Origin of the sequence: Pseudoxanthomonas jiangsuensis (genome assembly GCF_010093185.1) — a bacterium.
Taxonomy (GTDB): domain Bacteria; phylum Pseudomonadota; class Gammaproteobacteria; order Xanthomonadales; family Xanthomonadaceae; genus Pseudoxanthomonas; species Pseudoxanthomonas jiangsuensis.
In genome coordinates, this window is record NZ_PDWL01000008.1 from 1 (window position 1) to 22,673 (window position 22,673).

General features: G+C 64.9%; 21 protein-coding genes and 1 tRNA gene. 7 read left to right on the forward strand and 15 right to left on the reverse strand.

Translation table 11 applies throughout. From position 1 onward, the window contains the following. A partial coding sequence (locus CSC62_RS06655; protein ID WP_162405398.1) for an integrase core domain-containing protein occupies positions 1-236 on the forward strand: 236 nt, incomplete at its 5' end. Positions 237-485: 249 nt separating this feature from the next. Here the strand turns inward: CSC62_RS06655 and CSC62_RS06660 are convergent. From CSC62_RS06660 to CSC62_RS06680, 5 genes are all read right to left on the reverse strand, one after another. Further along, positions 486-1,466: a hypothetical protein gene (locus CSC62_RS06660; protein WP_162405399.1), complete on the reverse strand. Its 981-nt coding sequence runs from the start codon at positions 1,464-1,466 to the stop codon at positions 486-488. Beyond that, complete coding sequence (locus tag CSC62_RS18025) at positions 1,456-2,328, reverse strand: HNH endonuclease (RefSeq protein WP_246194253.1); 873 nt, start codon at positions 2,326-2,328, stop codon at positions 1,456-1,458. The genes CSC62_RS06660 and CSC62_RS18025 overlap by 11 nt, the downstream gene beginning before the upstream one ends. A gap of 3 nt (positions 2,329-2,331) precedes the next feature. Beyond that, positions 2,332-5,130, reverse strand: a complete 2,799-nt coding sequence (locus tag CSC62_RS06670; protein ID WP_162405400.1) for a UvrD-helicase domain-containing protein — start codon at positions 5,128-5,130, stop codon at positions 2,332-2,334. Between the two features lie 361 nt (positions 5,131-5,491). Continuing rightward, entirely contained in the window at positions 5,492-5,959 is a 468-nt protein-coding gene (locus CSC62_RS06675) for a hypothetical protein (protein ID WP_162405401.1), read from the reverse strand. Positions 5,960-6,196: 237 nt separating this feature from the next. After that, on the reverse strand, positions 6,197-7,615 hold the full coding sequence (locus CSC62_RS06680; protein ID WP_162405402.1) for a DUF3987 domain-containing protein: 1,419 nt from the start codon (positions 7,613-7,615) through the stop codon (positions 6,197-6,199). Between the two features lie 923 nt (positions 7,616-8,538). On the opposite strand from CSC62_RS06680, the gene CSC62_RS06685 reads away from it, so the two are divergent. Then, complete coding sequence (locus CSC62_RS06685) at positions 8,539-9,708, forward strand: YagK/YfjJ domain-containing protein (protein ID WP_162405403.1); 1,170 nt, start codon at positions 8,539-8,541, stop codon at positions 9,706-9,708. 31 nt (positions 9,709-9,739) lie between these two features. Here CSC62_RS06685 and arsH read toward each other — a convergent pair whose 3' ends face one another. After that, positions 9,740-10,471: an arsenical resistance protein ArsH gene (arsH, locus tag CSC62_RS06690; protein ID WP_162405404.1), complete on the reverse strand. Its 732-nt coding sequence runs from the start codon at positions 10,469-10,471 to the stop codon at positions 9,740-9,742. A gap of 17 nt (positions 10,472-10,488) precedes the next feature. Between arsH and CSC62_RS06695 the strand changes: the two genes are divergently transcribed. Genes CSC62_RS06695 through arsB form a run of 3 tightly spaced genes read left to right on the forward strand, consistent with a single transcriptional unit; the run spans position 10,489 to position 12,432 of the window. Then, entirely contained in the window at positions 10,489-10,821 is a 333-nt protein-coding gene (locus CSC62_RS06695) for an ArsR/SmtB family transcription factor (protein WP_162405405.1), read from the forward strand. 47 nt (positions 10,822-10,868) lie between these two features. Next, the gene (locus CSC62_RS06700; protein ID WP_162405493.1) at positions 10,869-11,381 is read left to right on the forward strand and encodes an arsenate reductase ArsC; all 513 of its coding nucleotides are present in this window, start codon (positions 10,869-10,871) and stop codon (positions 11,379-11,381) included. A 13-nt stretch (positions 11,382-11,394) separates the two neighbouring features. Then, a complete protein-coding gene (gene arsB / locus CSC62_RS06705) occupies positions 11,395-12,432 on the forward strand; it encodes an ACR3 family arsenite efflux transporter (protein WP_162405494.1) in 1,038 nt (345 codons plus the stop codon). A gap of 356 nt (positions 12,433-12,788) precedes the next feature. Here arsB and CSC62_RS06710 read toward each other — a convergent pair whose 3' ends face one another. The 6 genes from CSC62_RS06710 to rnd all read right to left on the reverse strand — a co-directional run bounded on the left by CSC62_RS06710 (position 12,789) and on the right by rnd (position 17,486). Beyond that, positions 12,789-13,400, reverse strand: a complete 612-nt coding sequence (locus CSC62_RS06710) for a hypothetical protein (protein WP_162405406.1) — start codon at positions 13,398-13,400, stop codon at positions 12,789-12,791. Between the two features lies 1 nt (position 13,401). After that, a complete protein-coding gene (locus tag CSC62_RS06715; RefSeq protein WP_162405407.1) occupies positions 13,402-13,725 on the reverse strand; it encodes a hypothetical protein in 324 nt (107 codons plus the stop codon). Between the two features lie 3 nt (positions 13,726-13,728). Continuing rightward, entirely contained in the window at positions 13,729-14,610 is an 882-nt protein-coding gene (locus CSC62_RS06720; RefSeq protein WP_162405408.1) for a hypothetical protein, read from the reverse strand. A 265-nt stretch (positions 14,611-14,875) separates the two neighbouring features. After that, positions 14,876-16,090 carry a tyrosine-type recombinase/integrase gene (locus tag CSC62_RS06725; RefSeq protein WP_425501996.1) on the reverse strand — a complete coding sequence of 405 codons (1,215 nt, stop codon included), beginning with the start codon at positions 16,088-16,090 and terminating at the stop codon, positions 14,876-14,878. A gap of 162 nt (positions 16,091-16,252) precedes the next feature. Continuing rightward, positions 16,253-16,328 (reverse strand) — tRNA-Ala (locus CSC62_RS06730). Positions 16,329-16,391: 63 nt separating this feature from the next. Continuing rightward, positions 16,392-17,486, reverse strand: a complete 1,095-nt coding sequence (rnd, locus tag CSC62_RS06735) for a ribonuclease D (protein WP_162405410.1) — start codon at positions 17,484-17,486, stop codon at positions 16,392-16,394. A 69-nt stretch (positions 17,487-17,555) separates the two neighbouring features. On the opposite strand from rnd, the gene CSC62_RS06740 reads away from it, so the two are divergent. Continuing rightward, entirely contained in the window at positions 17,556-19,436 is a 1,881-nt protein-coding gene (locus CSC62_RS06740; RefSeq protein WP_162405411.1) for a formylglycine-generating enzyme family protein, read from the forward strand. Between the two features lie 14 nt (positions 19,437-19,450). Continuing rightward, positions 19,451-20,350: a M48 family metallopeptidase gene (locus CSC62_RS06745; protein WP_162405412.1), complete on the forward strand. Its 900-nt coding sequence runs from the start codon at positions 19,451-19,453 to the stop codon at positions 20,348-20,350. A 10-nt stretch (positions 20,351-20,360) separates the two neighbouring features. Here the strand turns inward: CSC62_RS06745 and phaR are convergent, their stop codons facing one another. From phaR to gluQRS, 3 genes are all read right to left on the reverse strand, one after another. Beyond that, the gene (gene phaR / locus CSC62_RS06750; RefSeq protein ID WP_162405495.1) at positions 20,361-20,885 is read right to left on the reverse strand and encodes a polyhydroxyalkanoate synthesis repressor PhaR; all 525 of its coding nucleotides are present in this window, start codon (positions 20,883-20,885) and stop codon (positions 20,361-20,363) included. Positions 20,886-20,972: 87 nt separating this feature from the next. After that, on the reverse strand, positions 20,973-21,716 hold the full coding sequence (gene phbB, locus CSC62_RS06755; RefSeq protein WP_162405413.1) for a beta-ketoacyl-ACP reductase: 744 nt from the start codon (positions 21,714-21,716) through the stop codon (positions 20,973-20,975). A 28-nt stretch (positions 21,717-21,744) separates the two neighbouring features. After that, entirely contained in the window at positions 21,745-22,668 is a 924-nt protein-coding gene (gluQRS, locus tag CSC62_RS06760) for a tRNA glutamyl-Q(34) synthetase GluQRS (protein WP_162405496.1), read from the reverse strand. Positions 22,669-22,673: the final 5 nt, after the last annotated feature.

Here is a 22,673-nt window from a genome sequence, read left to right on the forward strand (position 1 = left end):
CGCAGCGGCATGGCATCCGGGTCGAGCACATCCAGCCGGGCAAGCCGCAGCAGAACGCCTACGTCGAACGCTACAACCGTACCGTCCGCTACGCCTGGCTGGCCCGAACCCTGTTCGACACCATCGATCAGGTGCAGGACACGGCTACGCGCCGGCTCTGGACGTACAACCACGAGCGCCCCAACATGGCGCTCGGCGGCATCACGCCAGCCATGAAGCTTGCGATGGCCGCGTAACTCCACTTCTGGCGACCGCTAAAAGCGGGGGGATTACCGGGCAAGACGGTGGAGCAATGGCTGGCAGAGAAGTCCGAGGCGGAACGGGAAGAAATCTGACGGACTGATTCCGACGGCACCGATGGCGCCGTGGTGTTGGCCAGTCGATCATGACCTTGTCGTCCTGGCCACTTCACCCGGCAACGGGGGACGGGGGCGAGAATCCCCACTCAAGCGCCGACGACCGAAGCCCCCGTGAGGGGCTTTGTTTCACCCGCCCTGCAGTTGGACACGTTCGCGCATCCGATCGATTGCGTCTTTGTAATCGGAGGCCTTTCCACTCAACAGCAGGTCCAGTGCCACCCAGTTGCGCATGCTCGGGTGGATGGCTCCCAGCGGCATCGGCTTAGCAGGCGTCATCGCAGGACCTAACGTGTAGACGAAATTCGGCACGCTAGTCTCCGGCCATCTTGGATCCACTTCATGCAGGTGATCGGTCACGTCCACACGCTCGATGAAGTGGACACTGCGGAATTCAGAGAGGTAGCGGAAGCCGATGTAGGACGGCGGGATGACGGGCCACCCGCTGCGATCGCTGCCGCCCACGGGGTGGAAATACTTCCCTTGTTCGACGACCACATCAATCCAGGTCAACGGGTCCGATGGCTGGATGCGCGAGCGATTGAGCGAGACCACGTAGGCTCGCGAATCGAAGACGTTGGAGGTCATGCCGTATTCCTGGAGATGGTGAATCAGCTGGGTGAGCCAGACCCGGTCGATCGGGCTGCGGGTGGCGTTGTGGGCGCGCTGCGCCATCGCCTGGAGATCCGACCAGGACAAGTGGATGATTGGCACTCCGTCGAGATCGCGAGGTAGGTGTCGTCGGGCCCATGTCGAGTCGGCGGCGCTGACCGACACCAGAACCTTGACCTGGGCGGGTGAGCGAAGGAGGCGAGGGAGGTAACGTTCCAGCTGGCCCCGTGTGGGCACCCGCCATCCCAACTTGGCTTCGAAGATGGCATGCAGAACCGTGCCCGAAATCAATTCAAGGTCGGTGAAACCTCGATCTTCAGCAAATACCTGGCTGGCCACCACCAACTCTGTCTTCGGGTCGCAAGCCAATGCTGTAAGCAACTCTTGGCGCAGCGCGGGCACATGGTCCAGGCACCAACCGAAGGCAGCCGTGCCGGCGTTCTCATCGCAGCCGGCCAGCCCGAAACAGCTTGCCGGTGTGCTGTTTCTAATCAGCATGATCTTCCTTGCCCTGGGGCCGTGGGGCTGGATGCCGCGCCACGCACGCTTCTGCATGCTCGGCAAGATGAGCAGGGTTGGGCCGATGGGCCAGCGCGGAGGGCAGGGCCAGGGACTTGCCCAGCAGGGCTGCGTAATCGGTAGCGAGCAACGAGGGTGCCAACGCCACGGTGTGCTCGGGGGTGATCCAGAGCAGCCCGCAATCGAAGAGCGTGTGGAGGTCGGTGCGCAGGAGCAGGCCGTTGTCCAACCGGTTGGTGTGCTCGCCCTTGTAGGGGAGCACGTGCGCCGCTTCCAGCACCTCTACGGCGGAACACCCGGTGACTGCGCAGCGTCCGCCATAGGCGTCCAAGAGCTTGGCTCGGAAGAGCGGTTGACCACGGCGCTGGGCCACCGCGCGCATCGCCCAAACGCGAGCGTCGTGGGCGCTGTTCAGTGGGGTGTTAAATGCATCGGTCTGCGCCTCGGATTCCACCCTGGCTTGGTCGTCCAGGGCCAAGGCCACCGCTTGCCACTTCCTTTCGGCGATCGGGATCAGATCCCAGTGGCCATGCTGGGCCGGGTTGAACAGCACGTAGCGGGTGCGTCGCGGTGGGCCCATTTCCACCACCTTGAAGAGACGGTCGTGGGGATGATCCTGATCGCTTCGCCAGTTCGTTCGTGCGTAGTTGTGATGGGCACGGCTGGCACTGTTCACCGTGAAGAGTTCTAGGTCCGCGCGGGCGTTGCCCAATGGGTCATGGGGAAAGTGGGCGCGGTCCCAGGCTTCAACCTCGGCCAGAGTGGCGCTCCCCAGTTCGGCAATGGCATCTACCGCCCGCCAATACTTCACCCCGTCGCGCTTCGCGCGTGGCTGGGCCATCAGCTACCTCCTCCGTGCCCGCGATGGGTATTGGGCCTGCTTTATCCGGTGATGGGGTTTTGGCGGCTTGTAGCCGCACAAAGGGAAGTTGGAGCACGAGCGAAAATCCCCGTAGGGTCCCGTGCGCAGCACCAGCACGCCCTGCTTGCAGGCCGGGCAGGCATCTTCATGGACCGCCTTTCCGTCAGTGCCGGTGAGCACCACTGCGCCGTCTTGTTCGAGCTCCCGAAGGAACGTCGAGCATTGGCCCTTGGCGGTGAACATCGCCACGCTTCGACGGGCACGGGTCAGGGCGACGTAGAACAGCCGGCGTTCCTCGCCCAGGGGAAAGGTGTCTCCCTCGGGCATGGCCAAGGCGAGCACCGGATCGTCGGTGCGGGTGTTGGGGAAGCTGCGCCCTTTCAAGACGGAAAGCATCTCAGGCAGGATGACGTAGTCGGCTTCGCTGCCCTTGGAGCGGTGGATGGTCAGGAACGAGACGTCCACCCAGCGGTTGAACCGGCCCTGCCTCAGTGGCACATACTGGCGATCGGCGTTGTATCGCCCCAACACGTAAACCGACACCTTGCCGTTGCGCCCCGGTGGGATCGTGCCATCTCGCACGCCCTCGGCCAAATTCACCACGAAGCGGTCGATTGCATCGGCCAGTTTGTCCTTGCTGTCCACCTGGAACGCCTGGAGCACCGGGCCGTGGCCGGGGGTTGTCGAATGCACGCGCTTGGCGATCTGGGTGGGGTTCTTGGAGACGAACGCGCTGGACGCGTCGCACAACGCCTGCGGGCAACGGAACGTTTGCTCTAGCTTCAACACCTGTCCATGGCCAAGCCATTGCCGGAAGCCCGTCATCACCGACACGTCGGCGCCGGCAAACCGGTTGATGGACTGCCAGTCGTCGCCCACGGCGAAGAAGAAGCGGCCTGGGGCTTGGACCAGGGCACGGCACAACCGGGCCCGCGCCCGTGATGCGTCCTGGAACTCATCGGCCATCACCAATTCGTAAGGCGATTCCACGCGGCCGCTCTCCAGGTGCTCGGCGGCCTGGTTGAGCATGTCCTCGAAATCGATTCCATCCTCTGCGGCCAACGCCTTGTCCCAAGCGTCCATGATGGGAGCGGCTATGTCGAGGAACATCTCGTAGCGTTGCTTAAAGGCATCGGCAGGAAGTGAACTCAGCCGTTGGTGGAGCGCCGAAACGGTGAGGCCATTGCTCTTGGCGTGGCTCATGAACGTGCGCACAAGCCCGATGAGCTCCACGGAATCCATGGGCTTCTGCCCGCCCTGGGGGATCTCCCGCTCGGGGTTTGGATCCATCACCACCCCGCGGGACGTCAGTTCGGCCTCAAGGCGAGGGAGATCAACTTTGGTGCGCAGGCCGTGGGAGGTGGTTTCGAACAGCGCGGTGCCCATGTCCTTGTGCAACTGCCGCTTCCACTGGACGCCCTCCAGATAGCCTTCGAACTGCGGTGGGGGAAGGCCTTGGGCATTGAGTGCGAAATGTTCGTGGTAGAGGTCCAGCTCGGGGTAGTAGAAATCGGGCTTGTATTGGCGGTGAAGCTCATCGGCGGTGCGGTGCTGGTAGGCGGGCTCGTATTGGTAATCGACGCCGTTCAAGAAGAGGAAGTTGGCGATCATCACCTCCTCTTGGCTTCTGACACGCTCGCCCTTTGTGGTGACGAGCGCGCCCTTGCCCTGGGCATCCCAGACGTCGGCCGACTCTGAAGCGCCGAAGGCAGGTAAGTCTTTGCCGAAGACGAAGCGGAACAGGTCCCACTGATTGCGGAATTCGGAGGAACGGTCCTTCAGTTGGTCCACGATCTCGGCGAGCTTGCGCACCCCACCAGCCGCATCAGTGGCCCAGTCCGGGATGTCGGGCTTCTCGCCGGTGGCCTTGCCGATGATGCGCAGGCCCAAGGCGTGGAAGGTGGATGCCTCTACCGGCACATCCGCCATGCCCAGTCGCTCGAAGGCCTTGGCAGCGCGTTCCTTGAGCTCTTCAGCGGCCTGCTTGTTGAAGGCCAACAGAACAATCCGCTTGTGATCCACGAACCCGCGGTGGATAGCGTAAGCCGCCTTGGCCACCATCGTGGAGGTCTTGCCCGAGCCGGCCGAGGCCACCACCTGCACACGATTGTCGAAGCACACCACGGCCCTTGCCTGTTCCGGCGTGAGCGGTTTGCTCTCCACCCGGTCCAGCAAGTCTTTGCAGGCCACCAATTCGCGTTCCACGTGGGCGGTGTTGAGCGCCGCCCAGGCTTGCCGATGGTCTCCTTCCCAGGAAGCCATGGATCGCTCGATCTCCTTTGCTGTCGGCCCCAACCGCATCTGCACGCCGGGCTTCTTAAGGCGAGCACGCATCCCTTGAGAATCAACGGTGGGACGCGCGGCAATGACCGCAGCTTGTTCTTCGTGGGTGAACCAGCGACGCTGTTGGGCGCAGCGCTCTTCCTCACTGGCCATGAGTGCCAGCCACCGTTCAAGGGGTTGGCGTTCGGACTCCAGGAATGCCACGTCTTCTCGGAGTCGCTTGTCCGCTAAAGCCAGGTTCAACGCGTGGGCAAGGGCGGCGCCTTGGGCGTTGGGCAGCCCGTCGGCTTTCACCTCCTGGCCGCGCCCGGTGTGGAAAGTAATATCCGTCCAGAACGTGCCGGTGTGGACACGGTAAGTTGCCTCGTCTTCGACGTTGACCCGGTGGGTCCGGCCCTCCAGTGTCAAGGCGAGCTCCAAGCCCTCCAGGCGCAAGCGCCAATCCGATGATCCCGTTAAGTGCTGGCCCAGCCACGACGGGGCCCATTCCTTTGCCATTCCTTGTCCCACCTTTCCCCTGGAATGCCGGCGTTTCAGACCGCGAGATCCGGCTGTCCCATGGTAAATGGCATGGGCTCTTGCGGTAATACCTGGTCTCGCCCTACATGCTGGGGCGCCGTCTCAGCCCGTTAGAGCGCCCACGGGCACGCTGGCGCCCGTAAACTGGGCCGGGGAACGGGCCTTGGGTCCGAAAAAGGGGGCAGGGATGAAGCTCCGTGTATGGGCCGGCGCGTTGGCGCTGGCGTTGATGGCAGGACACGCCCAAGCCGATCCGGCCAAGCTGGGGTCCCCCCCTGCGCCGGTGGTGACGGTGAAAGGACGCAGCGTCCAGGACGTTCAAAACGCCATAGTTCGGCTCTTACGCTCGTCGACAGACATGGGGGACACGATCCATCCAGCCGCTCTGCGCGGCGGTAGCCCAGGCTGTCAGCGTGCCAAGGCCTTCGATGTAGGTCAGGCGCGACAGCGCAGCGTCGTCTTGCGGCCAGTAGGGGCCGCCGAATGAAAAGACATAGTGGTCACCCTGGAGCGCGCCGCAGTTCGTGCAGTGGTGTGCGAAGTAGTGCTGGTCCGCGGTACGCGTATGGGCCTGGCGCAGCCAATGGGCATGCCCGAGCAGGAAGTCTTTGGCGGCTACGTCCAGGTCGCTGATGTACTGGAGCAGCGCGCTGCCTTCGCCCGGGCCGTTCTCCTCGGGATCCGCATACGACGGCACCCACAGTGCAACGGTGGGGGTCTGGGCCTGGCAGTAGTGGCAGGCCGTGTGTCCCATCAGTAGGCCATAGGCCGGAGCGTGCACGGGGGAGTCAGCGTTGTCGTCGATCATGGGGCCATTGTGCCAGCCGTTGGCTTCACCAGATGAGACGCGCCACGTGCCATGGAGGGGGTGCCAGCCGCCCCGCAGCGATGCGGGGCCGCATGGATCATTGAGCCTAGACTGCAATAGTCGGCACCACGCGTTGCTGGCGTGCTCTGGATCGGCGTTCTTGGCGATGGTCACTATCGGGAACCACCGCAATAAACCGTGGGAAATTTCCTACACCGACACGCCATGCAGGTCCGTCTACAGCTGGAATTGCGATGCGATAGACCGTTCAAATCCCATCTCGGCAAAGAAGTGCGACGAGAACCGGAGGATCCGGTCCTTGCCCCCAAGTAGCTCCACCTGATCCATGCTCTTCATGTGCGCAACGACCGTCTTGAACTTGTGCTCGCTTAACCACGACAGCTCCAGGGCCTGGCTCCAGGACATCGTGTCGCAGCACCGACGGCGCAGGTAGTCGTGCAGGTGCCCTTTGGCCACCCGCAATTCCTCAAGCTGGCGCTCCCTGACACGTGATGGCCTGGGTGGCTTGGGTTCTGGTGGCGGGAACACCTTATGGAACTGTGCCAGTGAGCATTCGACGTAGGCCCACGCCGCATCAATGGCGTCGGGCGGAATAGGTGGTATCGGGGGAAGCGGTTGGTGTGGGTGTTCGGGAGGGGCCACGGCATTGAAGCAGTGCAAGGCAGCAGCGATGCGCCACGTCTTTTCCGTGGCGCGTGCGGCCGAGTCCTGGACCGGCTGGAGGTCGCCATGCAGGCGCTGGTCGAGACTGCGCTTCAGCTCCTCCCAGCGCCACTGTGCTTCCGGTGACAGGGTCAGCTCGATGCGTTGGCTGTTCCCCGCCAGACGGCGTTGAACCCGCTGCTCGAGAAACCAGGTGACCAACCGCTGGATCCCGTCGAGATTGGGGGTTGGCAGTAGAGGGCGCTCCGGGCCACGGCCGGCCAGGGTGTGCGCGTACAGGAACCGTGAGGCGAGCCCTGACTTGCGTTCTATGTAACGGATCGCGACCTGATGCTCGGAGTGGATCTCAGGTTGGGTCAGGAAACAGATCCCGATCGAAGGGTTGTAGGCCGCCAGTGGGTCCTGGTCGCGCCGGATCAGTGACTCCTTGACCGGACCGTCGAAGAACCGGTTGAGCTTTCCCCGCTTCTTCATGAAATCGCTCTTCAGTTGATCAATGCAGTCATCGTCCTCAAGGGTCACTCCATTGTCCTTGCCGTCCAGCACCTCCAGAAGGGAGGACCAGGTGACGTCCCTCTGCAGCAGGTCGCGCAGCGCCGGGTGATCGCTCTGTTCGGGATTGCGCGCACGACGCGCTTCCAAGTTGGCGTCGAACTCGCGGATGGCCCTATAGAACTCCCGCATGGCGGCCGACTTCCCGCACACCGGTGGGCCGATCCCCATGCAGTACAGGGACATCGGCATCAAGCGGCCGTTGGGTGGCCGGATCGTGTAGCCATGCAGCGCGGTCGACATCGCTGACAGCGCAACGAGGGTGACGATTTCGACGGGGGCACCGGTCTTGTTGTGGACCTCCAGGATCGCGCCGGTGACTCGGGGCGGCAATGAATGCAGCGGGTCACGGAATTCAAAGGTGGACCAGGTGTCTGTCGGCGGTGACAGGTGAATCGGGTTGTAGGTCGTACTGAACATGTGTATGGCCACGTGCCTTCTCCTTGGGGCTCTTGTCGGGGCTGGGCGCTTTGGCAGGCTTCAGTAAGCAAAAGAAGCGCCGCTCCTGGCGACGACCGCTGGTGGTCCTCGTTGGCCCGGCGTGAGCATTCCATGTCGACGGTTGTGCCGTACCTGGGGAAATCCTGACTTCGATCTGGACAGGCCCGGAATGCGCCCGAATACGTCGCAGAAACAATCAGATGCGCGAGCGTGAAGTCAGGATCTGGTGGTGGCCTGCGGAGTGACAGGCCGTCCGTGCACAGGGGGGGAGTTTTTCTTTTTTGGTGTCGAGTTACCTCAACCTATGGATCCTGTTAGGGATTCATCCGGCATTGGAAAAAATCCTTCCTGCGTCAGGTTGCCGTGATCAACCTGACGCTGCGCTGCAGTGCACAGGATCATCGAGGAACGGTCGGCTGACTTTATGTCCCCGCACATCAGTCACAAGCCATTGATTGGCCGACGAATCCCGAAGGGGTACGTGATTGTGATCGGACAAACCCAGAAACGCCGGCCTGACGGCGTGCGTGCACCGATGCAATCTGCCTAGGCAGGTTCTCACGTCGTGGGGCTGTGACACGGCCATGTCGAAGCATGACGGCCGACGGCCTGGTGTGAATCGGATTGTTCTCGATGAGCAATGGGTCCGGTTCTAACGGACCTTGGGGAGGTGCTGTACGGAGTTATCTCGACATCGAGCTCTGAATGAAAGAAAGAGCCTTCTGCCGGAGATTCAGGAGCCAGTGATAGCGCGCCTACGGAAGGGTGATTGACCTTCAATTCCGGAACGTATTCTTTGCTTTTGTTAATTACTTGTTAGCTTCATTTAAATTGATCAGGTCAGATCGATTAGCGGCCTGTTCACACGTGTTCGAAAGAGTAAAGAGTCCATGCAGACGCAGATGAACGATGCCAACCCAGTTCTTCGCGAGCGATTCCACAACCTTGTCTCATCCGGGGTTGTGATCCCATTGCAGTACAGGGATGACAGTGACCAGTATGTTGAACAGTACGACGTCGGCACGAACAAGTCGGCGGTCGACTACCTTGATCGACTGCGGGAAGAGGTAAGGAGAGTTGCATGCAGCGATATCCCACCATGGACCATGAATAGCCGCGGGGGGAAGTCCCGATATGTCATGTCAAAGGAGGCAAGGCGGTTGTGGTTGGAATTTAACCAGGTGGACCGGATACACAAAGTGTGGGGGAGGGAGCGTGGGATGCATCCCTATCTCAACGTCGGTGTGCACCTGGCACGGAAGTGGGTGCCGAGGCTGAAGTGGTACATATGTGAGAACAATCTTGTTCTATCTGAGGAGTACCCGCGCCGTGTGCTCGGGCACATCTTCCGCGTCATCAGGCGCGTGTGCACCCACCAGGACTTCAGGCGTCGGATCGAGGGACTGGATCGAAAGCAGCGTGAGAACTTCGAGTCCTGCTGCAAGTACTTCGTGGACATCCTGCGTACGCACGCCAGGCCTCTCGTGCTACGGGTCGACCTTTACCTTGAACGGGAGGCGAAGACGGCAGCGAGGGATGGGTTACTCGGGCAAGCCGAGGAGAAGTTCATCCGAAACCTCAGGGAGGATCGCATCATTCCCGACGTCATCGGATACATCGTCAGGCGGGAGGACTCCTACGACCGGGGCATTCACTTACACCTGATGGTGATCGTTGACGGTGCCAAGCACTGCAAGTCGTACGCCTTGGCTGAAATCGTCAAGGAATACTGGATCCAGGAGTGTGTGGGATCCCCGGAGCTGGCGTCGGGCTTCAATTGCTACCTGCGCAAACACCAGTATCTGTTCGCAGGGATCGGCCACGTCCACTATGCCGATCAGGGAGCGTTGACAGGCGTCCGGGAAGCGATTCGCTACCTGACGCTGACGGACTGTCACTTCCTTCTGCCAGAGTCATTTGGCAAGAACCTGCGCAAGGGGCAGCCTCCGCGACAGCCCAAGGGCAAGCGCCGTGGGGCGCCCAGGAGGTTCGGCAATGACGTCTCGGTGGCCGAGCACATCCTGCTTGGGAAGGGTACAAACAGCCAGCCAACTGGACACCGCCGCCAGTGAATTGGACACCTGGATGGGTCTGATTCCGGGATTACTCAGCGACCCCGGCAGCTGCCGAGACACGACGCGCCTCCTCGGCGCCCTTTCGCTCGCTGTATCGATCGACCAGGTGGTCGCTGCGCCCGCGGACCATCAGAGTGAACTTCATCAGCTCCTCCATCACGTCCACGACGCGGTCGTAGTAGGACGAGGGCCTCATGCGGCCGCTTTCATCAAATTCCTGCCAAGCCTTGGCCACCGACGACTGGTTCGGGATGGTGACCATCCGCATCCAGCGCCCCAGCACGCGCAGCGTGTTGACCACGTTGAACGACTGCGACCCACCGCAAACCTGCATCACCGCTAGTGTTCTGCCCTGCGTCGGGCGAACGCTGCCATCTTCCAGTGGCAGCCAGTCGATCTGATTCTTGAACACGCCGGTGATGGTGCCGTGTCGCTCGGGCGACACCCACACTTGGCCTTCCGACCATTGGGACCATTCGCGAAGCTGTTGGACCTTGGGGTGGCTCTTGTCGACGCTGTCGAGCATCGGCAGGTCGTGCGGATCGAACACCCGCGTTTCGGCGCCGAGGTGGCGCAGGATGCGCTCTGCCTCCAGCGCAAGCTTGCGGCTGAACGACTGCGGCCGCAGCGAGCCGTACAGAAGCAGGATCCGTGGCGGGTGCATGCCGCCGGCGCCCAGCACGTCGCGTTGGGGCATTGGGAGCAAGTCAGCGTCCAGGTGGGCGGGAAGGTCGAAGGGGGATTGTTGGGATCTATTCACTCGAGTATTCTATAAATATGGAAACGAAAGATGCAATCACCTCCCTGACCGCACTGGGCCACGCAACCCGGCTGGCCGCCTTCCGCTTGCTGGTTGAGGCGGGCCCCGCCGGCCGCATGGCAGGCGACATCGGTGAAGCACTGGGCGTCCCCGGCGCGACGCTGTCCTTCCATCTGAAGGAGCTCGTGCATGCCGGCCTGGTGGAGAGCGAAAGCCAAGGCCGCTACGTCTGCTACCGCGCGAACTTCCAGGCCATTCATGGCCTGATCGAGTACCTCACACACAACTGTTGCGCCGGTTCGACCAGCGCCGAATGCGCGCCGACCACCGACCCGGCCTGCGGCTGCTGATCGAACGGCTGCCCTCCTGCATGCCCTCCACCCACGAAGCCATCGCCATGACCCACAACGTCCTCTTCTTGTGCACCGGTAACAGTGCTCGCAGCGTCCTGGCCGAAGCCACGCTGCGCGCATGGGCCGGCAACCGCTTCAAGGTGTTCAGCGCCGGCAGCCAGCCCACCGGTACGGTGAACCCATTCGCCTTGGCCCAGCTGCAGGCCGAGGGCATCTCCACGGCCGGGCTTCGGAGCAAGTCGTGGGACGAGTTCACGACCGCGGATGCTCCGCGCATGGACCTGGTCGTGACCGTCTGCGATGCAGCAGCTGCCGAAACCTGCCCGGTCGTGTTCGGAGATTTCCTGCGGATACATTGGGGATTGCCTGACCCCGCAGCGGCCGAAGGCAGCGATGCCGACCGAGCGGAGGCGTTCCGGCAAGCCCATCGGACTATCCAGGCTCGCTTGATGGCCTTCCTCGCACTGCCAGCTGCGGCATGGGAGGATCGAGGGCAACTCAAGACGGCCTTGGACAAGATAGGCTTCGTCGACGCCGAGGATGCCGACAGTGAATGAGGCTGCCCCGCGCATGGGGTTCTTCGAGCGGTACCTGACCTTGTGGGTCACGCTGTGCATCGTGGCGGGCACCACCTTGGGTCACCAGTTCCCGGCAGCGTTTGCTCAACTGGGCAGCATCGAGTGGGCCCAAGTCAATCTTCCAGTCGCGTTGCTGATCTGGGTGATGATCGTGCCGATGCTGATGAAGATCGACTTCGGCGCTTTGCGCCAGGTCGGCCAGCACTGGCGCGGCATCGGGACCACGCTGTTCATCAACTGGGCGGTGAAACCCTTCTCGATGGCGCTGCTGGGCTGGTTCTTCCTGCGCCATGTCTTCGCGCCGTGGCTGCCGGCGGACCAGGTCGACTCCTACATTGCAGGCCTGATCCTGCTGGCCGCGGCCCCATGCACGGCGATGGTCTTCGTCTGGAGCAACCTGTGCCGCGGCGATGCGGCCTTCACGTTGAGCCAAGTGGCACTGAACGACGCGATCATGGTCGTCGCCTTCGCGCCACTGGTTGCGCTCTTGCTGGGCATCTCGTCCATCACTGTGCCATGGGCCACACTGGCGATCTCGGTCGGACTGTACATCGTGGTCCCCGTCGTCATTGCCACGCTGCTGCGCGCTTGGCTGATGCGTAGCGGCGGTCAAGCACGACTGGATGTCTGGCTGGCCAAGCTCGGGCCGCTCTCCCTGGCAGCCCTGTTGCTGATGCTGGTGCTGCTGTTCGGCTTCCAAGGCGAGCAGATCCTGGCGCAGCCACTGATCATCGCCATGCTGGCGGTACCCATCCTCATCCAGGTCTACTTCAATTCGGGCCTGGCCTACCTTCTCAATCGCCAGCTCCGTGTCACCCACAGCGTGGCCGGCCCATCTGCCCTGATCGGCGCAAGCAACTTCTTCGAGCTGGCCGTGGCCACCGCGGTCAGCGTGTTTGGCATCCATTCTGGCGCCACACTCGCGACGATCGTCGGCGTGCTGATCGAGGTGCCTGTGATGCTATCGGTGGTCCACATCGTCAACCGAAGCCGAGGTTGGTATGAGCGGCCTCAGGTCGGCGGCGCCTGAGACTTCTCTCGCTGCCTGGCTGATGCATTAAGAGAATCTAATCTTCGCTCGAAGAGCGAAAGTAACGCCGCTATTGCAATCAAGCAGATGCCAACAATTAGGGGGGGCCTTGATAGACCCTTCAACAAGGACACCCGCGACCGCCGTTCCGGCAGAGCCCGCTGTGATCTTCATCGCAGCAACCCAAAGGAATACCTGTCCACGTCCTTTGATGGACGCGCGTAAGCTATTGATAAACTCGATGTATCGAGCTACGGCGCAGTCCAGCGAACTACCGGGCTGGAGTCATCGTGAAACAAAAAAGCCGCTCGCAGGGAGCGAGCGGCTTGAGTGGAAGTGACTGGCTGCAGTCCAGGCTAGCTCTGACGGCGTCTCAGCACCCGACAGATGGCCTCGCGCTCCCCGACCAGGAAACCGTAGGACTTCAGCTTTCCGTCCAGGTCCGAGGTCGTCAGCGGATTCATTCGAGAGGTGACCGAGCGTCGCCCTTGCTCATGGGTCCACCATTTCGCCGCGCACAGGAACAGGATGAAGCCTGAGGTCAGGTGCCTGTCCTCCTTGTACTCCTGTCGGAACCACCCCAACACTTCACCGTTGAATCTGGGACTGTTCGCACCATGCCCATGGGGATTGATGAGTTTGAACGCCTGCTGGGCCACATAGTTGTGTTGGAAGGCCGAAGCCGGGGCCAGTTTGCGCAGGTGCTGGAGTACCGCCTCCTGGCCAAGGGTCCGGTCCTTCAACGGCTGATGGAACTCGACGGCAACTGTGTACATCGCGAATGCCAAGGGCGCCCCGTCCTTGAGGCCGTGGCGATCTTGGATGCTTCGGCGGTCGATCCTTTTGACCCAGTTGATCTGCGGGGTATGCTTGACCGCTCGGGCGAAGGTGTTGAGTTCCCGGGGCGCGGCGACCGCTGAGCCTGGCATCGGGGCTGGGAAGGCGCGTGTTGACTTGTCCATGCGCACCTCACCGGTTTCCCAGGCTCGCCTGGCGGATGCGCCAGCGGAGGATGTCGACGGTCCAGTAGCTGCGAGGTGTCCTACCTGAGCGGCGTCCGCCGATGGGTTCGGGATAGGTCGGATCGAAGAGGGCGTCCTTCGGATCCTGCCTGGCGTAGAAGTTGGTCCGGGTGTCACCGGTGACTTCGATCACCTTGGCGGTTTTCAGCACCGGAGGTAGATCAAACAGCTTGATCGTCTGCTTGATCTGCTCTTCCTCGGGCTGGCTCCTGAAAGAAACGAAAGAAAGCGCTGTGCCAGGCCCGGGCACAGTGTTTGGGGAGGCTTCCATGGGTCAGGCCTCCGCTCTGGTACAGACAAAGCCATAGGTGACCGAATTCGATCCGTATTCGACTCCCAATTCAACCTGAGGCGGAGGCATGAAGTCGAAGGGGTGGTCTGGAAATTTCCGGTTCGCCAGTTCCATGCAGGCCGCCCGTACGTCCTCAGGTACCTCCATGATCGGGAATGGTTTAGGGATCAGGTGGCGACGATCAATGTCGAATACGGGGTTGTCATCGAAGTTTCCGAAGCGGAGCGCGGCGGGCTGAAGTGCCAGTCCGGAGACAATGCCGTTGTCCAGGTGAGTGAAGAGGACCCAGTCGAGATACGTGCCGAAGCACATGTTGTCGAGACCGTGCTCCTTGACTGCCTTCGCGAAGTCCCAGAGATAGAGGGGCCCTCGGACGTAAACCTCTCGGTTCTCCGGCGCCGATGCACTCCGGTCGTCGAGGATGTAATCGTCGCACTTGAAGACATCTTCGAACGAATCGAGGCCAGTGAGGTCCTTTGCAAGAGTGTCGAGATGCTTATACAACCGCTTCAGCTCCCCGAAACTCATTCCCCACTCACTGGCTGCACTGTTCTCGCGTGCTTCGGAGTCGGTCCGGAATTTGGGGGGATTTTCCGGGGTCCGCCTGTTGATCCAATCAGCCTTCTTGAAGAAGCGGCGGCGGCTGACGGGCAGCGGTGCAGCGCCAGCGTAAGCCGCGTTCAGTAGGTTGCGGATCGAAAGCGGTTCCGTCAGAAAGCTGGTATCCAACTCGCTCGTGTCGAGCCGAGCGTACTGGCGGAGATCGGCGGGAAAGCTGAAATGGAACGCTTGAACGATCGACAGGATGAACTCGCTATCATCGTCGAGTGTAATAAAATCAGGAAATTTTTTGAATTTGTTCATGGCAACAAGAGCCCATACAAAAGAGCCGGACTAAACGCCGGCATTGCACAAATCACTGTCGATTTGCACGCTTTTGCTTGATAAGGCACCTGGCCATCTGGGCCTCAGCGGGGCCCGCCAGCGACGCTGACCCTTTCAGATTAGCCATGCCGGCGGCCGGCCGTCAATCCATAGAGGTACGACGACGTCTCACGGACGACTAGGATGCCCCTGCATCGTTGTGACTACCGCGCGTCAGCCGCTCATCCCGGCGCGCCGCGAGAGGCTAGGCCACTTCGCGTTTGATCGGGACGACATTGGTTCCCATGCGAAGGGCGTCCAGATAGTCCGCCCACGCCTGCATCATCCGCCGCCGCTCGTCCAAGTATTGGGCGCGACCGGCGTACACGCCTCGGACGCCAGGCATCTTGTGCGTGAGGGCGGCCTCGATCGCATCCGGGTTCCAGGTGCTCATTTCGTTGAGCCGCACGCTGGCGGTATGCCGGTAGCCGTGGATGGTCTGCTCCTCCTTCGTGATCCCGGCCCGGCGCAAGGCCTGGAGGATGGCGTTGCTGGAGATCGGCTCTTTCCGGTCACGACCCTTGCCGGGGAACACGTACTCGTGGGTGCCGGTCAGTGGCTTCAGCTCGGCCAGGATCGTCACGGCCTGAGAAGAGAGCGAGGCAATGTGCTGCCGCCGGGTCTTGCTGACCATGTAGCACCATTGCCCAGCTTCGAGGTCGAGCTCTGCCCAGCGCATGTGCCGCAGTTCACCCGTACGGGCAAACATCAGGGGCGCCAGGCGCAGTGCGCAGAGCACCGGGAAGGTGCCCTTGCAGGCATGGATCTTCCGCAGCTGGACGGCGATCTCGGCCGGCTCGACCACATGGGCGTACTGCTGGGTGCGATGAGGGGTGAGGGCGCCTTTCAGGTCATAGGAGGGATCCCGCTCGGCACGACCGGTCTGCACGGCGTACCGGAAGACCTGGCCGCAGTTCTGCAGCGCACGATGCGCGGTTTCGACCGCGCCACGGCCTTCAATGCGATCCAGGTGCCGCAGTAGCTCGGGTGCGGTGATCTCGGCGATGGGGCGACTTCCCAGCCATGGGAAGATGTCGTTCTCGAGCCGGGCAATGACCTTGTCGGCGTGGCTGGAGGCCCAGCCGACCTGCTGCTTGGCGAACCATTCGCGTGCCACAACTTCGAAGCTGTTGGCCGCCCGTTCCGTTCCGGCAGCCGTGGCGGCCCTACGGTGCTGCCCCGGATCGACGCCCGCCGAGAGCAGCTTTCTGTGCTCGGCCCGCTTGTCGCGGGCCTCCGCGAGACCGACCTCGGGATAGGTGCCCAAAGACAGGCGCTTTTCCTTGCCCCCGTGCCGATACTTGAGGCGCCACCACTTGCCCCCGGTGGGCGAGATCTCCAGGTACAGGCCGCCTGCATCGAACAGACGCTGGGTCTTTCCATTACCTTTGGCCCTGCGGATGGCCAGATCGGTAAGCATTGGGGGCAACTCCCTTGCCGGGTGACCAGTTGCCCCCAAGGTTGCCCCCGCGGGTATCGGATTACAAGGGACGGCTCCGGACGAAGTCGGATGCCCGGAAAACAAAAAACCCCTGATTTCTCAGGGGTTTAGTGTGGTCCTGGATATCCTAGGACTTATAGATGGTGGAGCCAGGGAGGATCGAACTCCCGACCTCGTCATTGCGAACGACGCGCTCTCCCAGCTGAGCTATGGCCCCACGGCGCGCGGACGGTGTTCTGGACCACCTGGCGGTATTCCGCCCCGACGCGCGGCGCGAATTCTAGCCTGCCGTGGGCGCGGCTGCCAACAGGGGCGCCAGCGCCGGTTCAAGTTCGCGCCGGCGCCAGCCCTGCAGGGCTGGCGGCCAGTCGCCGCCTTCCAGCAGGGCTTCCAGGTGGCGACGCGAGGCGAGCACGCCGTCGGGCAGGCCCAGTTCGGCGCTGCGCCGGACGACCGCGTCCTGCAGGCGCTTGACTGCATTACGGTCGGCCTCGGCCGCCGGCGCCGGCATCGCATCCTCATCGGCCAGCGGGGTGGACAGGGCCTGCCAGATCGCCGGGCCGAGCTTGCGCGGCGACTTGGGGGTGGCGTCCAGGCGCTGCTGCACGGCGGCCAGGTCCGCCGGCGCCTCGCGTGCCAGGGTCACGGCCAGTTCGTTGTCCAGCACCCAGCTGCGCGGATGGTCGCTCTCGCGGGCGTGCAGGTCGCGCCAGCGCAGCAGGCGCAAAAGCCGGCGCTGGCCCCCGGGGTCGAGGAACTGGGCCGCGCGCAGCGACAGGTGCGGCCAGCGCTCGCCCTCGTCGCGCGCCGCGTTGGCCAGGGTGCGCTCCATGTCCTCGATCATCCAGTCCTGGCGGCCGAGCTCGCGCAGGCGGATGCCGGTGGCCCGGTACAGGGCGGCCAGGTGGCGCACGTCGTCGGCCGCGTACTCCAGCTGCGAGGGACTGAGCGGGCGGCGCATCCAGTCCGAGCGGGTCTCGCCCTTGGCCAGGGCTACGCCGGTGACCTGCTCGACCAGCTTCTGGTAACCCAGGCCGGCGCCGATCCCGGCCAGCGCGGCGGCGGTCTGGGTGTCGTACATCGGTCGCGGCAGGGTGCCGCAGGCGCACTTGAAGGTGACCAGGTCCTCGCTGGCGCTGTGCATCACCTTGAGCACGTGCGGCGCGTCCAGCCAGGCGGCGATCGCCTGCGGCATGCCCGGCACCAGCGGGTCGACCAGCAGGATCTCCTCGCCGATCGCCATCTGCACCAGGGCCAGTTTCGGCCAGTAGGTGCGTTCGCGGATGAATTCGGTGTCCAGGCCGACGAGGGGCGGGGCGTTCTCCAGCCGGCGCAGGAGTTCGGCGGGCTGGTCGATCCAGAGGGGTTGCGACACGTGGGTTCCGGTGGGTTTGCGGTTGCCGCTGCGGGCTGCGATAGCCTAACGTCAAACCGGTTCGTGCGGATGCAGACGAAGGGAGGAGGTTTGCGCGGGCAAGCCCGGAGATGGCTGTGGACGGTCCTGCTGCTGGCGGCAGCCTGCGGCCGTGCGCCCGCGCCCCCACCGGCGCAGGCATCGGCATCGGTATCGCAGGCCGAGCCCGCCGCCGCCACGCCGCAGGTGACGGTCAGCGGCGACGAGGCCCATGCGGTGGCCGAGGTGTGGATCCCGCCCGCGCCGGCCGCCGACGCCGACCGCGCGGCCCTGCGCCGGCAGGCGGCCGCGGCCCTGGAACAGGGCCATCTGTATGAGGATGCGAACGCCGCCGCGCCGCTGTATCTGGCGTTGCTGCGCGCCGATCCGGACGACCGTGCCGCGCAGCGTGGCCTGGAGCGCACCCGGGCGGCGGTGCTGGCCGCGGCCCGGAAGTCGCTGGAGGAGGCGGGCGAGGATGGCGCCGGGCTGGTCCGGGCCATGCAGCTGGCCGCGGTGGCGCGCACCCTGGCCCCGGCCGATCCGCAGGTGCAGGCCTTGCAGCAGGCGGTGGAGGCCGCCCGCCGGGTCGCGGCGCTGGATGCCGCCGGCGAGGACGACCTGCGCGGTGGCCGCCTGGGCGAGCAGGGCAACGGCGCGCTGGCCTATTTCCGCGACGCGCTGGCGCTGGCGCCCGAAGACGCGCGTGCGCGCCAGGGCGTGGCCGCGGTGGAGAGCGCGGCGCTGGACCGGGCCGAGGCCGCCGCCCACGCGCTGGATTTCGAAACGGCTTCGCGCTGGCTGGCGCACGCCCATGCGGCGCGCGAGGACGAGGCCGGGGCGGTCGCCGACGCACGCCGGCGGGTGGATGCCGTGCGCGCGCGGCGGATCGCGGCCCTGCGCGACGCCGCCCTGCACGATCTGCTGCAGCCCACCGGGCTGCGCGATGCCCGCGCCCGCCTGGCCGAGGTCCTGCGCATCGCCGATCCCGGCGACCCGGTGGCGGTGCAGCTGCGCGAGCGGATCGACCTGGTGACCCACTACGGCGTGTTCCGCCCCGGCCAGGTGTTCACCGACGGCCTGGCCGACGGCAGCCGCGGCCCGCAGATGGTGGTGGTGCCGCACGGTGCGTTCCGGATGGGCGCCGAGGCTTCCGAGGCCAGCGCGGCCGAGGCGGAGAAGCCGGCGCATTACGTGCGTTTCGACCGCGGCTTCGCCATGTCCCTGACCGAGGTCACGGTGGCCGAATTCGGCCGTTTCGTGGCCGCCGCCGGCGCCCGCCCGCGCGCCACCCGGCGCGGCAATTCCACCGTCTACGACGAGCGCAGCGGCAACTTCGTCCGCCGCAGCGGGGTGGACTGGCGCTCCGGCTACGACGGCCGTCCGGCCACGGCCAGCGATCCGGTGCTGCACGTCAGCGTGCGCGACGCCGAGGCCTACGCCGCCTGGATGTCGGAGCAGACCGGCCGCCACTACCGGCTGCCGAGCGAGGCCGAGTTCGAATACGCCCTGCGCGCCGGCGGCCAGGGCCGCTATCCCTGGGGCGATGCCGGCATCCCGCCGCCGGGCAGCGGCAACTTCGCCGGCGGCAACGACGCCTCGCACAACGGCCGCGGCTGGAACAACGCCTTCGTCGGCTACGGCGACGGCTACTGGGGGCCGGCCCCGGCCGGGCGCTTCCAGGCCAATGCATGGGGCCTTCACGATCTGGCCGGCAATGTCTCCGAGTGGGTCGCCGACTGCTGGCACGCCAGCTACCGGCGGGCCCCGGCCGACGGCGCGCCCTGGTTCAACCCGGGCTGCAGGGCGCGGGTGATCCGCGGCGGCTCCTGGGCCGGTGCTCCGGCGCAGACCCGGTCGGCGTGGCGGGGCTCGATGGATTCGGATATCACTAACGGGCGCGTCGGCTTCCGGCTGGTACGCGGCATCTGAGGAGGAAGGGGAGCATGCGCAACGATCCGTTCGGCCGCGGCGACGGCCAGCAGGTGCGGCGCCGCGGCGGCGGCCTGTTCGGCAACATCCGCTGGCTGGTGCTGCTCGGTTTCCTGGCCTATGGCGGCTGCTACTACCTGTCCAACCGCACCCAGGATCCGTACACCGGCGAGACGGTGCTGATCGACAGCTCGATCGGGCCGGAGCAGGAGCGCGCGCTGGGCTTGCAGGCCTACAAGGAGATCCTGTCCCAGGAGCGGCCCCTGCCGAAGTCCGACCCGACCGCGCAGCAGATCACCGAGATCGCCCGGCGGCTGATCGCCAAGGTCGACGTGGTCACCGCCGAGCTGGCGGCCGAGCACGGCATGGCCGCGCCGGAGCACTGGCGCCAGTTTGAGTGGGACGTCAACGTGATCCCGTCGGAGCAGGCCAACGCCTTCTGCCTGCCCGGCGGCAAGATGGCGGTCTACACCGGCCTGGTCCCGGTGGCCCGGAGCGCCGACGCGATGGCGGTGGTGATGGGCCACGAGATCGCCCACGCGCTGCTGCGCCACGGCGCGCAGCGGATGAGCCAGCAGAAGCTGGCGCAGATCGGGCAGATGGCCGGCGCGGCCAGCGGCATGGACCCGCAACAGCAGCAGATGGTGATGGCGGCGATGGGCTACGGCTACCTGCTGCCGTACGCGCGCAGCCACGAGACCCAGGCCGACGAGGTCGGGCTGATGCTGGCCGCCGCGGCCTGCTACGACCCCAACGAGGCCATCGGCCTGTGGCAGCGGATGAGCGAGTCCTCGGGCGGGGAGGCGCCGCCGGAGTTCTCTTCCACCCACCCCAATCCGGGCACCCGGATCCAGACCCTGCAGGGGCTGATGCCCAAGGCGATGGAGTACCGGCAGAAGTTCTGCAGGCAGTAGGGCGCGCGCCTCAGCGGCGAGGCTTGCCGCCGGTACCGGTGCCGGTGCCGCCGCCGCGCTCGGGTTCGCCGCGCGGCGGTGCGGCCGGACGGCCCAGGCCGCCGCCGGTCAGGCCGCGCTGGAACTCCTGCCAGATCTCCAGGTTGCGCTCGGTCAGCTGGTTCATCGCCGTCCACGGGGTCTGCCCGAGGAGGTTGCCCATCTGCTGGCGGAAGCTCTGCTGCTGCTCCATGAACAGCTGCATGCTGCGCTCCAGGTAGTTGCCCATGAAGCCCTGCAGCGAATCGCCGTAGAAGCGGATGATCTGGCTCAGCAGCTGGGTCGAGAGCATCGGCTCGCCGTCCTGCTCCTGCTCGGCGATGATCTGCAGAAGCACCGAGCGGGTCAGGTCCTCGCCGCTCTTGGCGTCGCGCACCTCGAACGATTCGCCGTCGAGGATCAGCTGGCGCACGTCCTCGATGGTGATGTAGCTGGAGATCTCGGTGTCGTACAGCCGGCGGTTCGGGTACTTCTTGATGATGCGTGTGGCGGCCATCGGCAGAGCGCTCACTCGTGGCTTCAAGTGGGCGCGAGCATGGCGCACCGCAGCAGTGCATGCAACTGCCGTCGGCGGGCTTGACGGTTACCAGCCCATGTGGTGGCCGCCGTTGATGTCCAGGTTCGAGCCGGTGATCCAGGCCGCCTGGTCGTCGACCAGGAAGCCGACCGCGTAGGCGATCTCCTCCGGCTTGCCCAGGCGCCCGGTGGGGATGTCGGCGGCGATCTTGGCGCGCACTTCCTCCGGCACCGCCATCACCATGTCGGTGGCCACGTAGCCGGGCGAGACGGTGTTGACGGTGATCCCCAGCTTGGCGTTCTCGCGCGCCAGGGAGATGGTGAAACCGTGCATGCCGGCCTTGGCCGCGGCGTAGTTGGCCTGGCCGTACTGGCCCTTGAGGCCGTTGATCGAGCTGATCTGGATGATCCGCCCCCACTTGCGGTCACGCATGCCCTCGATCACCGGTCGGGTGACGTTGAACACCGAGTTGAGGTTGGTGTTGATCACGTCGTTCCACTGCTCGGCCTTCATCTTGTGGAAGGTGCCGTCGCGGGTGATGCCGGCGTTGTTGATCAGGATCTCGACCGGGCCGAGCTTCTGCTCGACCTCCCGGACCATGGCCGCGGCCTCGTCGGGCGAGGTGACGTCGCCCTTGACCAGGGTGATGTCATAGCCGTCGGCCTTCATCTGCGCCTGCCACGCCTTGGCCTTTTCCTCGTTGCGGTAGTTGGTGGCGACCTTGTGGCCCATGTCGGCCAGGCGCTTGCAGATGGAGGTGCCGATGCCGCCGGTACCGCCGGTGACGAGTGCGACGCGACTGCTGCTCATGGGACGGCCCCTCCCAGGGCTGGTCTATTCAGGTAGTGGACGTTGCAGTTTTAGAGGCCGCTTCATGAAAGTGCAAGCGTGCCGGCAGGCGTGCTTCATCGAAGTGCGAAAGCGCGCACCGCAATAGTGCGTCGGGGCTTCTCGCGCCCTGCAACGGTGCCGGATCCTGGCCGAGCAGGGTCCAGCAATGCTGCAATGCGGGGACCGGATCCGCGGCGTCCACCGGCAGGGCGGCGCTGGACTTGGACAGCTTGTGGCCATCGGCATCGAGCAGCAGGGGCAGGTGCAGGTAGCGCGGCACCGGCAGGCCAAGCGCACGCTGTAGCAGGATCTGGCGCGGGGTGGAGTCGAGCAGGTCGGCGCCGCGCACCACGTCGGTGATGCCCTGGTCGGCATCGTCGACCACCACCGCCAGCTGGTAGGCCCAGCAACCGTCGGCGCGCAGCAGGACGAAGTCTCCGACCTCGGCCGCCACGTCCTGGACCACCCGGCCCTGCAGCCCGTCCTCGAACGCGACCATGCTGCCGTCGGCCACCCGCAGGCGGATGGCCGGCCGCGGCCGCGGCGCGGCGGCCACGCAGCGGCGGTGGATGCCGCCCTGGGCGGCCAGTTCGCTGCGGCTGCAGGAGCAGGAGAAGGCCAGGCCTTGGGCGAGCAGCCCCTCCAGCGCCGCCCGGTAGAGGTCGTGGCGTGCGCTCTGCCGGACCACCGGCGCGTCGGAGAGCAGGCCGAACGCGGCCAGGGTCGCCAGCTGGGCCTCGGCGGCGCCGGGCACCTCGCGTGGCGGGTCGAGATCCTCGATCCGCACCAGCCATTGCCCGCCGGCGCGCCGCGCCAGCAGCCAGCTGCCGAGCGCCGCCAGCAGGGACCCTGCGTGCAGCGGGCCGGTCGGCGAAGGGGCGAAGCGGCCGCGGTAGGGCGGTGGCGGCGGGACGGGCGGCGATCCGGGCATCACCG

Excerpts from the sequence above, each read along its gene's own strand:
- CSC62_RS06680 (WP_162405402.1), bottom strand. The coding sequence starts at position 7,615 with ATGTTCAGTACGACCTACAACCCGATTCACCTGTCACCGCCGACAGAC.
- CSC62_RS06700 (WP_162405493.1), top strand. The coding sequence starts at position 10,869 with ATGACCCACAACGTCCTCTTCTTGTGCACCGGTAACAGTGCTCGCAGC.
- CSC62_RS06675 (WP_162405401.1), bottom strand. The coding sequence starts at position 5,959 with ATGATCGACGACAACGCTGACTCCCCCGTGCACGCTCCGGCCTATGGC.
- CSC62_RS06745 (WP_162405412.1), top strand. The coding sequence starts at position 19,451 with ATGCGCAACGATCCGTTCGGCCGCGGCGACGGCCAGCAGGTGCGGCGC.
- arsB (WP_162405494.1), top strand. The coding sequence starts at position 11,395 with ATGGGGTTCTTCGAGCGGTACCTGACCTTGTGGGTCACGCTGTGCATC.
- CSC62_RS06720 (WP_162405408.1), bottom strand. The coding sequence starts at position 14,610 with ATGAACAAATTCAAAAAATTTCCTGATTTTATTACACTCGACGATGAT.
- CSC62_RS06695 (WP_162405405.1), top strand. The coding sequence starts at position 10,489 with ATGGAAACGAAAGATGCAATCACCTCCCTGACCGCACTGGGCCACGCA.
- phaR (WP_162405495.1), bottom strand. The coding sequence starts at position 20,885 with ATGGCCGCCACACGCATCATCAAGAAGTACCCGAACCGCCGGCTGTAC.
- CSC62_RS06685 (WP_162405403.1), top strand. The coding sequence starts at position 8,539 with ATGAACGATGCCAACCCAGTTCTTCGCGAGCGATTCCACAACCTTGTC.
- gluQRS (WP_162405496.1), bottom strand. The coding sequence starts at position 22,668 with ATGCCCGGATCGCCGCCCGTCCCGCCGCCACCGCCCTACCGCGGCCGC.
- CSC62_RS06660 (WP_162405399.1), bottom strand. The coding sequence starts at position 1,466 with ATGCTGATTAGAAACAGCACACCGGCAAGCTGTTTCGGGCTGGCCGGC.
- CSC62_RS18025 (WP_246194253.1), bottom strand. The coding sequence starts at position 2,328 with ATGGCCCAGCCACGCGCGAAGCGCGACGGGGTGAAGTATTGGCGGGCG.
- phbB (WP_162405413.1), bottom strand. The coding sequence starts at position 21,716 with ATGAGCAGCAGTCGCGTCGCACTCGTCACCGGCGGTACCGGCGGCATC.
- CSC62_RS06715 (WP_162405407.1), bottom strand. The coding sequence starts at position 13,725 with ATGGAAGCCTCCCCAAACACTGTGCCCGGGCCTGGCACAGCGCTTTCT.
- CSC62_RS06725 (WP_425501996.1), bottom strand. The coding sequence starts at position 16,090 with ATGCTTACCGATCTGGCCATCCGCAGGGCCAAAGGTAATGGAAAGACC.
- CSC62_RS06740 (WP_162405411.1), top strand. The coding sequence starts at position 17,556 with ATGCAGACGAAGGGAGGAGGTTTGCGCGGGCAAGCCCGGAGATGGCTG.
- CSC62_RS06670 (WP_162405400.1), bottom strand. The coding sequence starts at position 5,130 with ATGGCAAAGGAATGGGCCCCGTCGTGGCTGGGCCAGCACTTAACGGGA.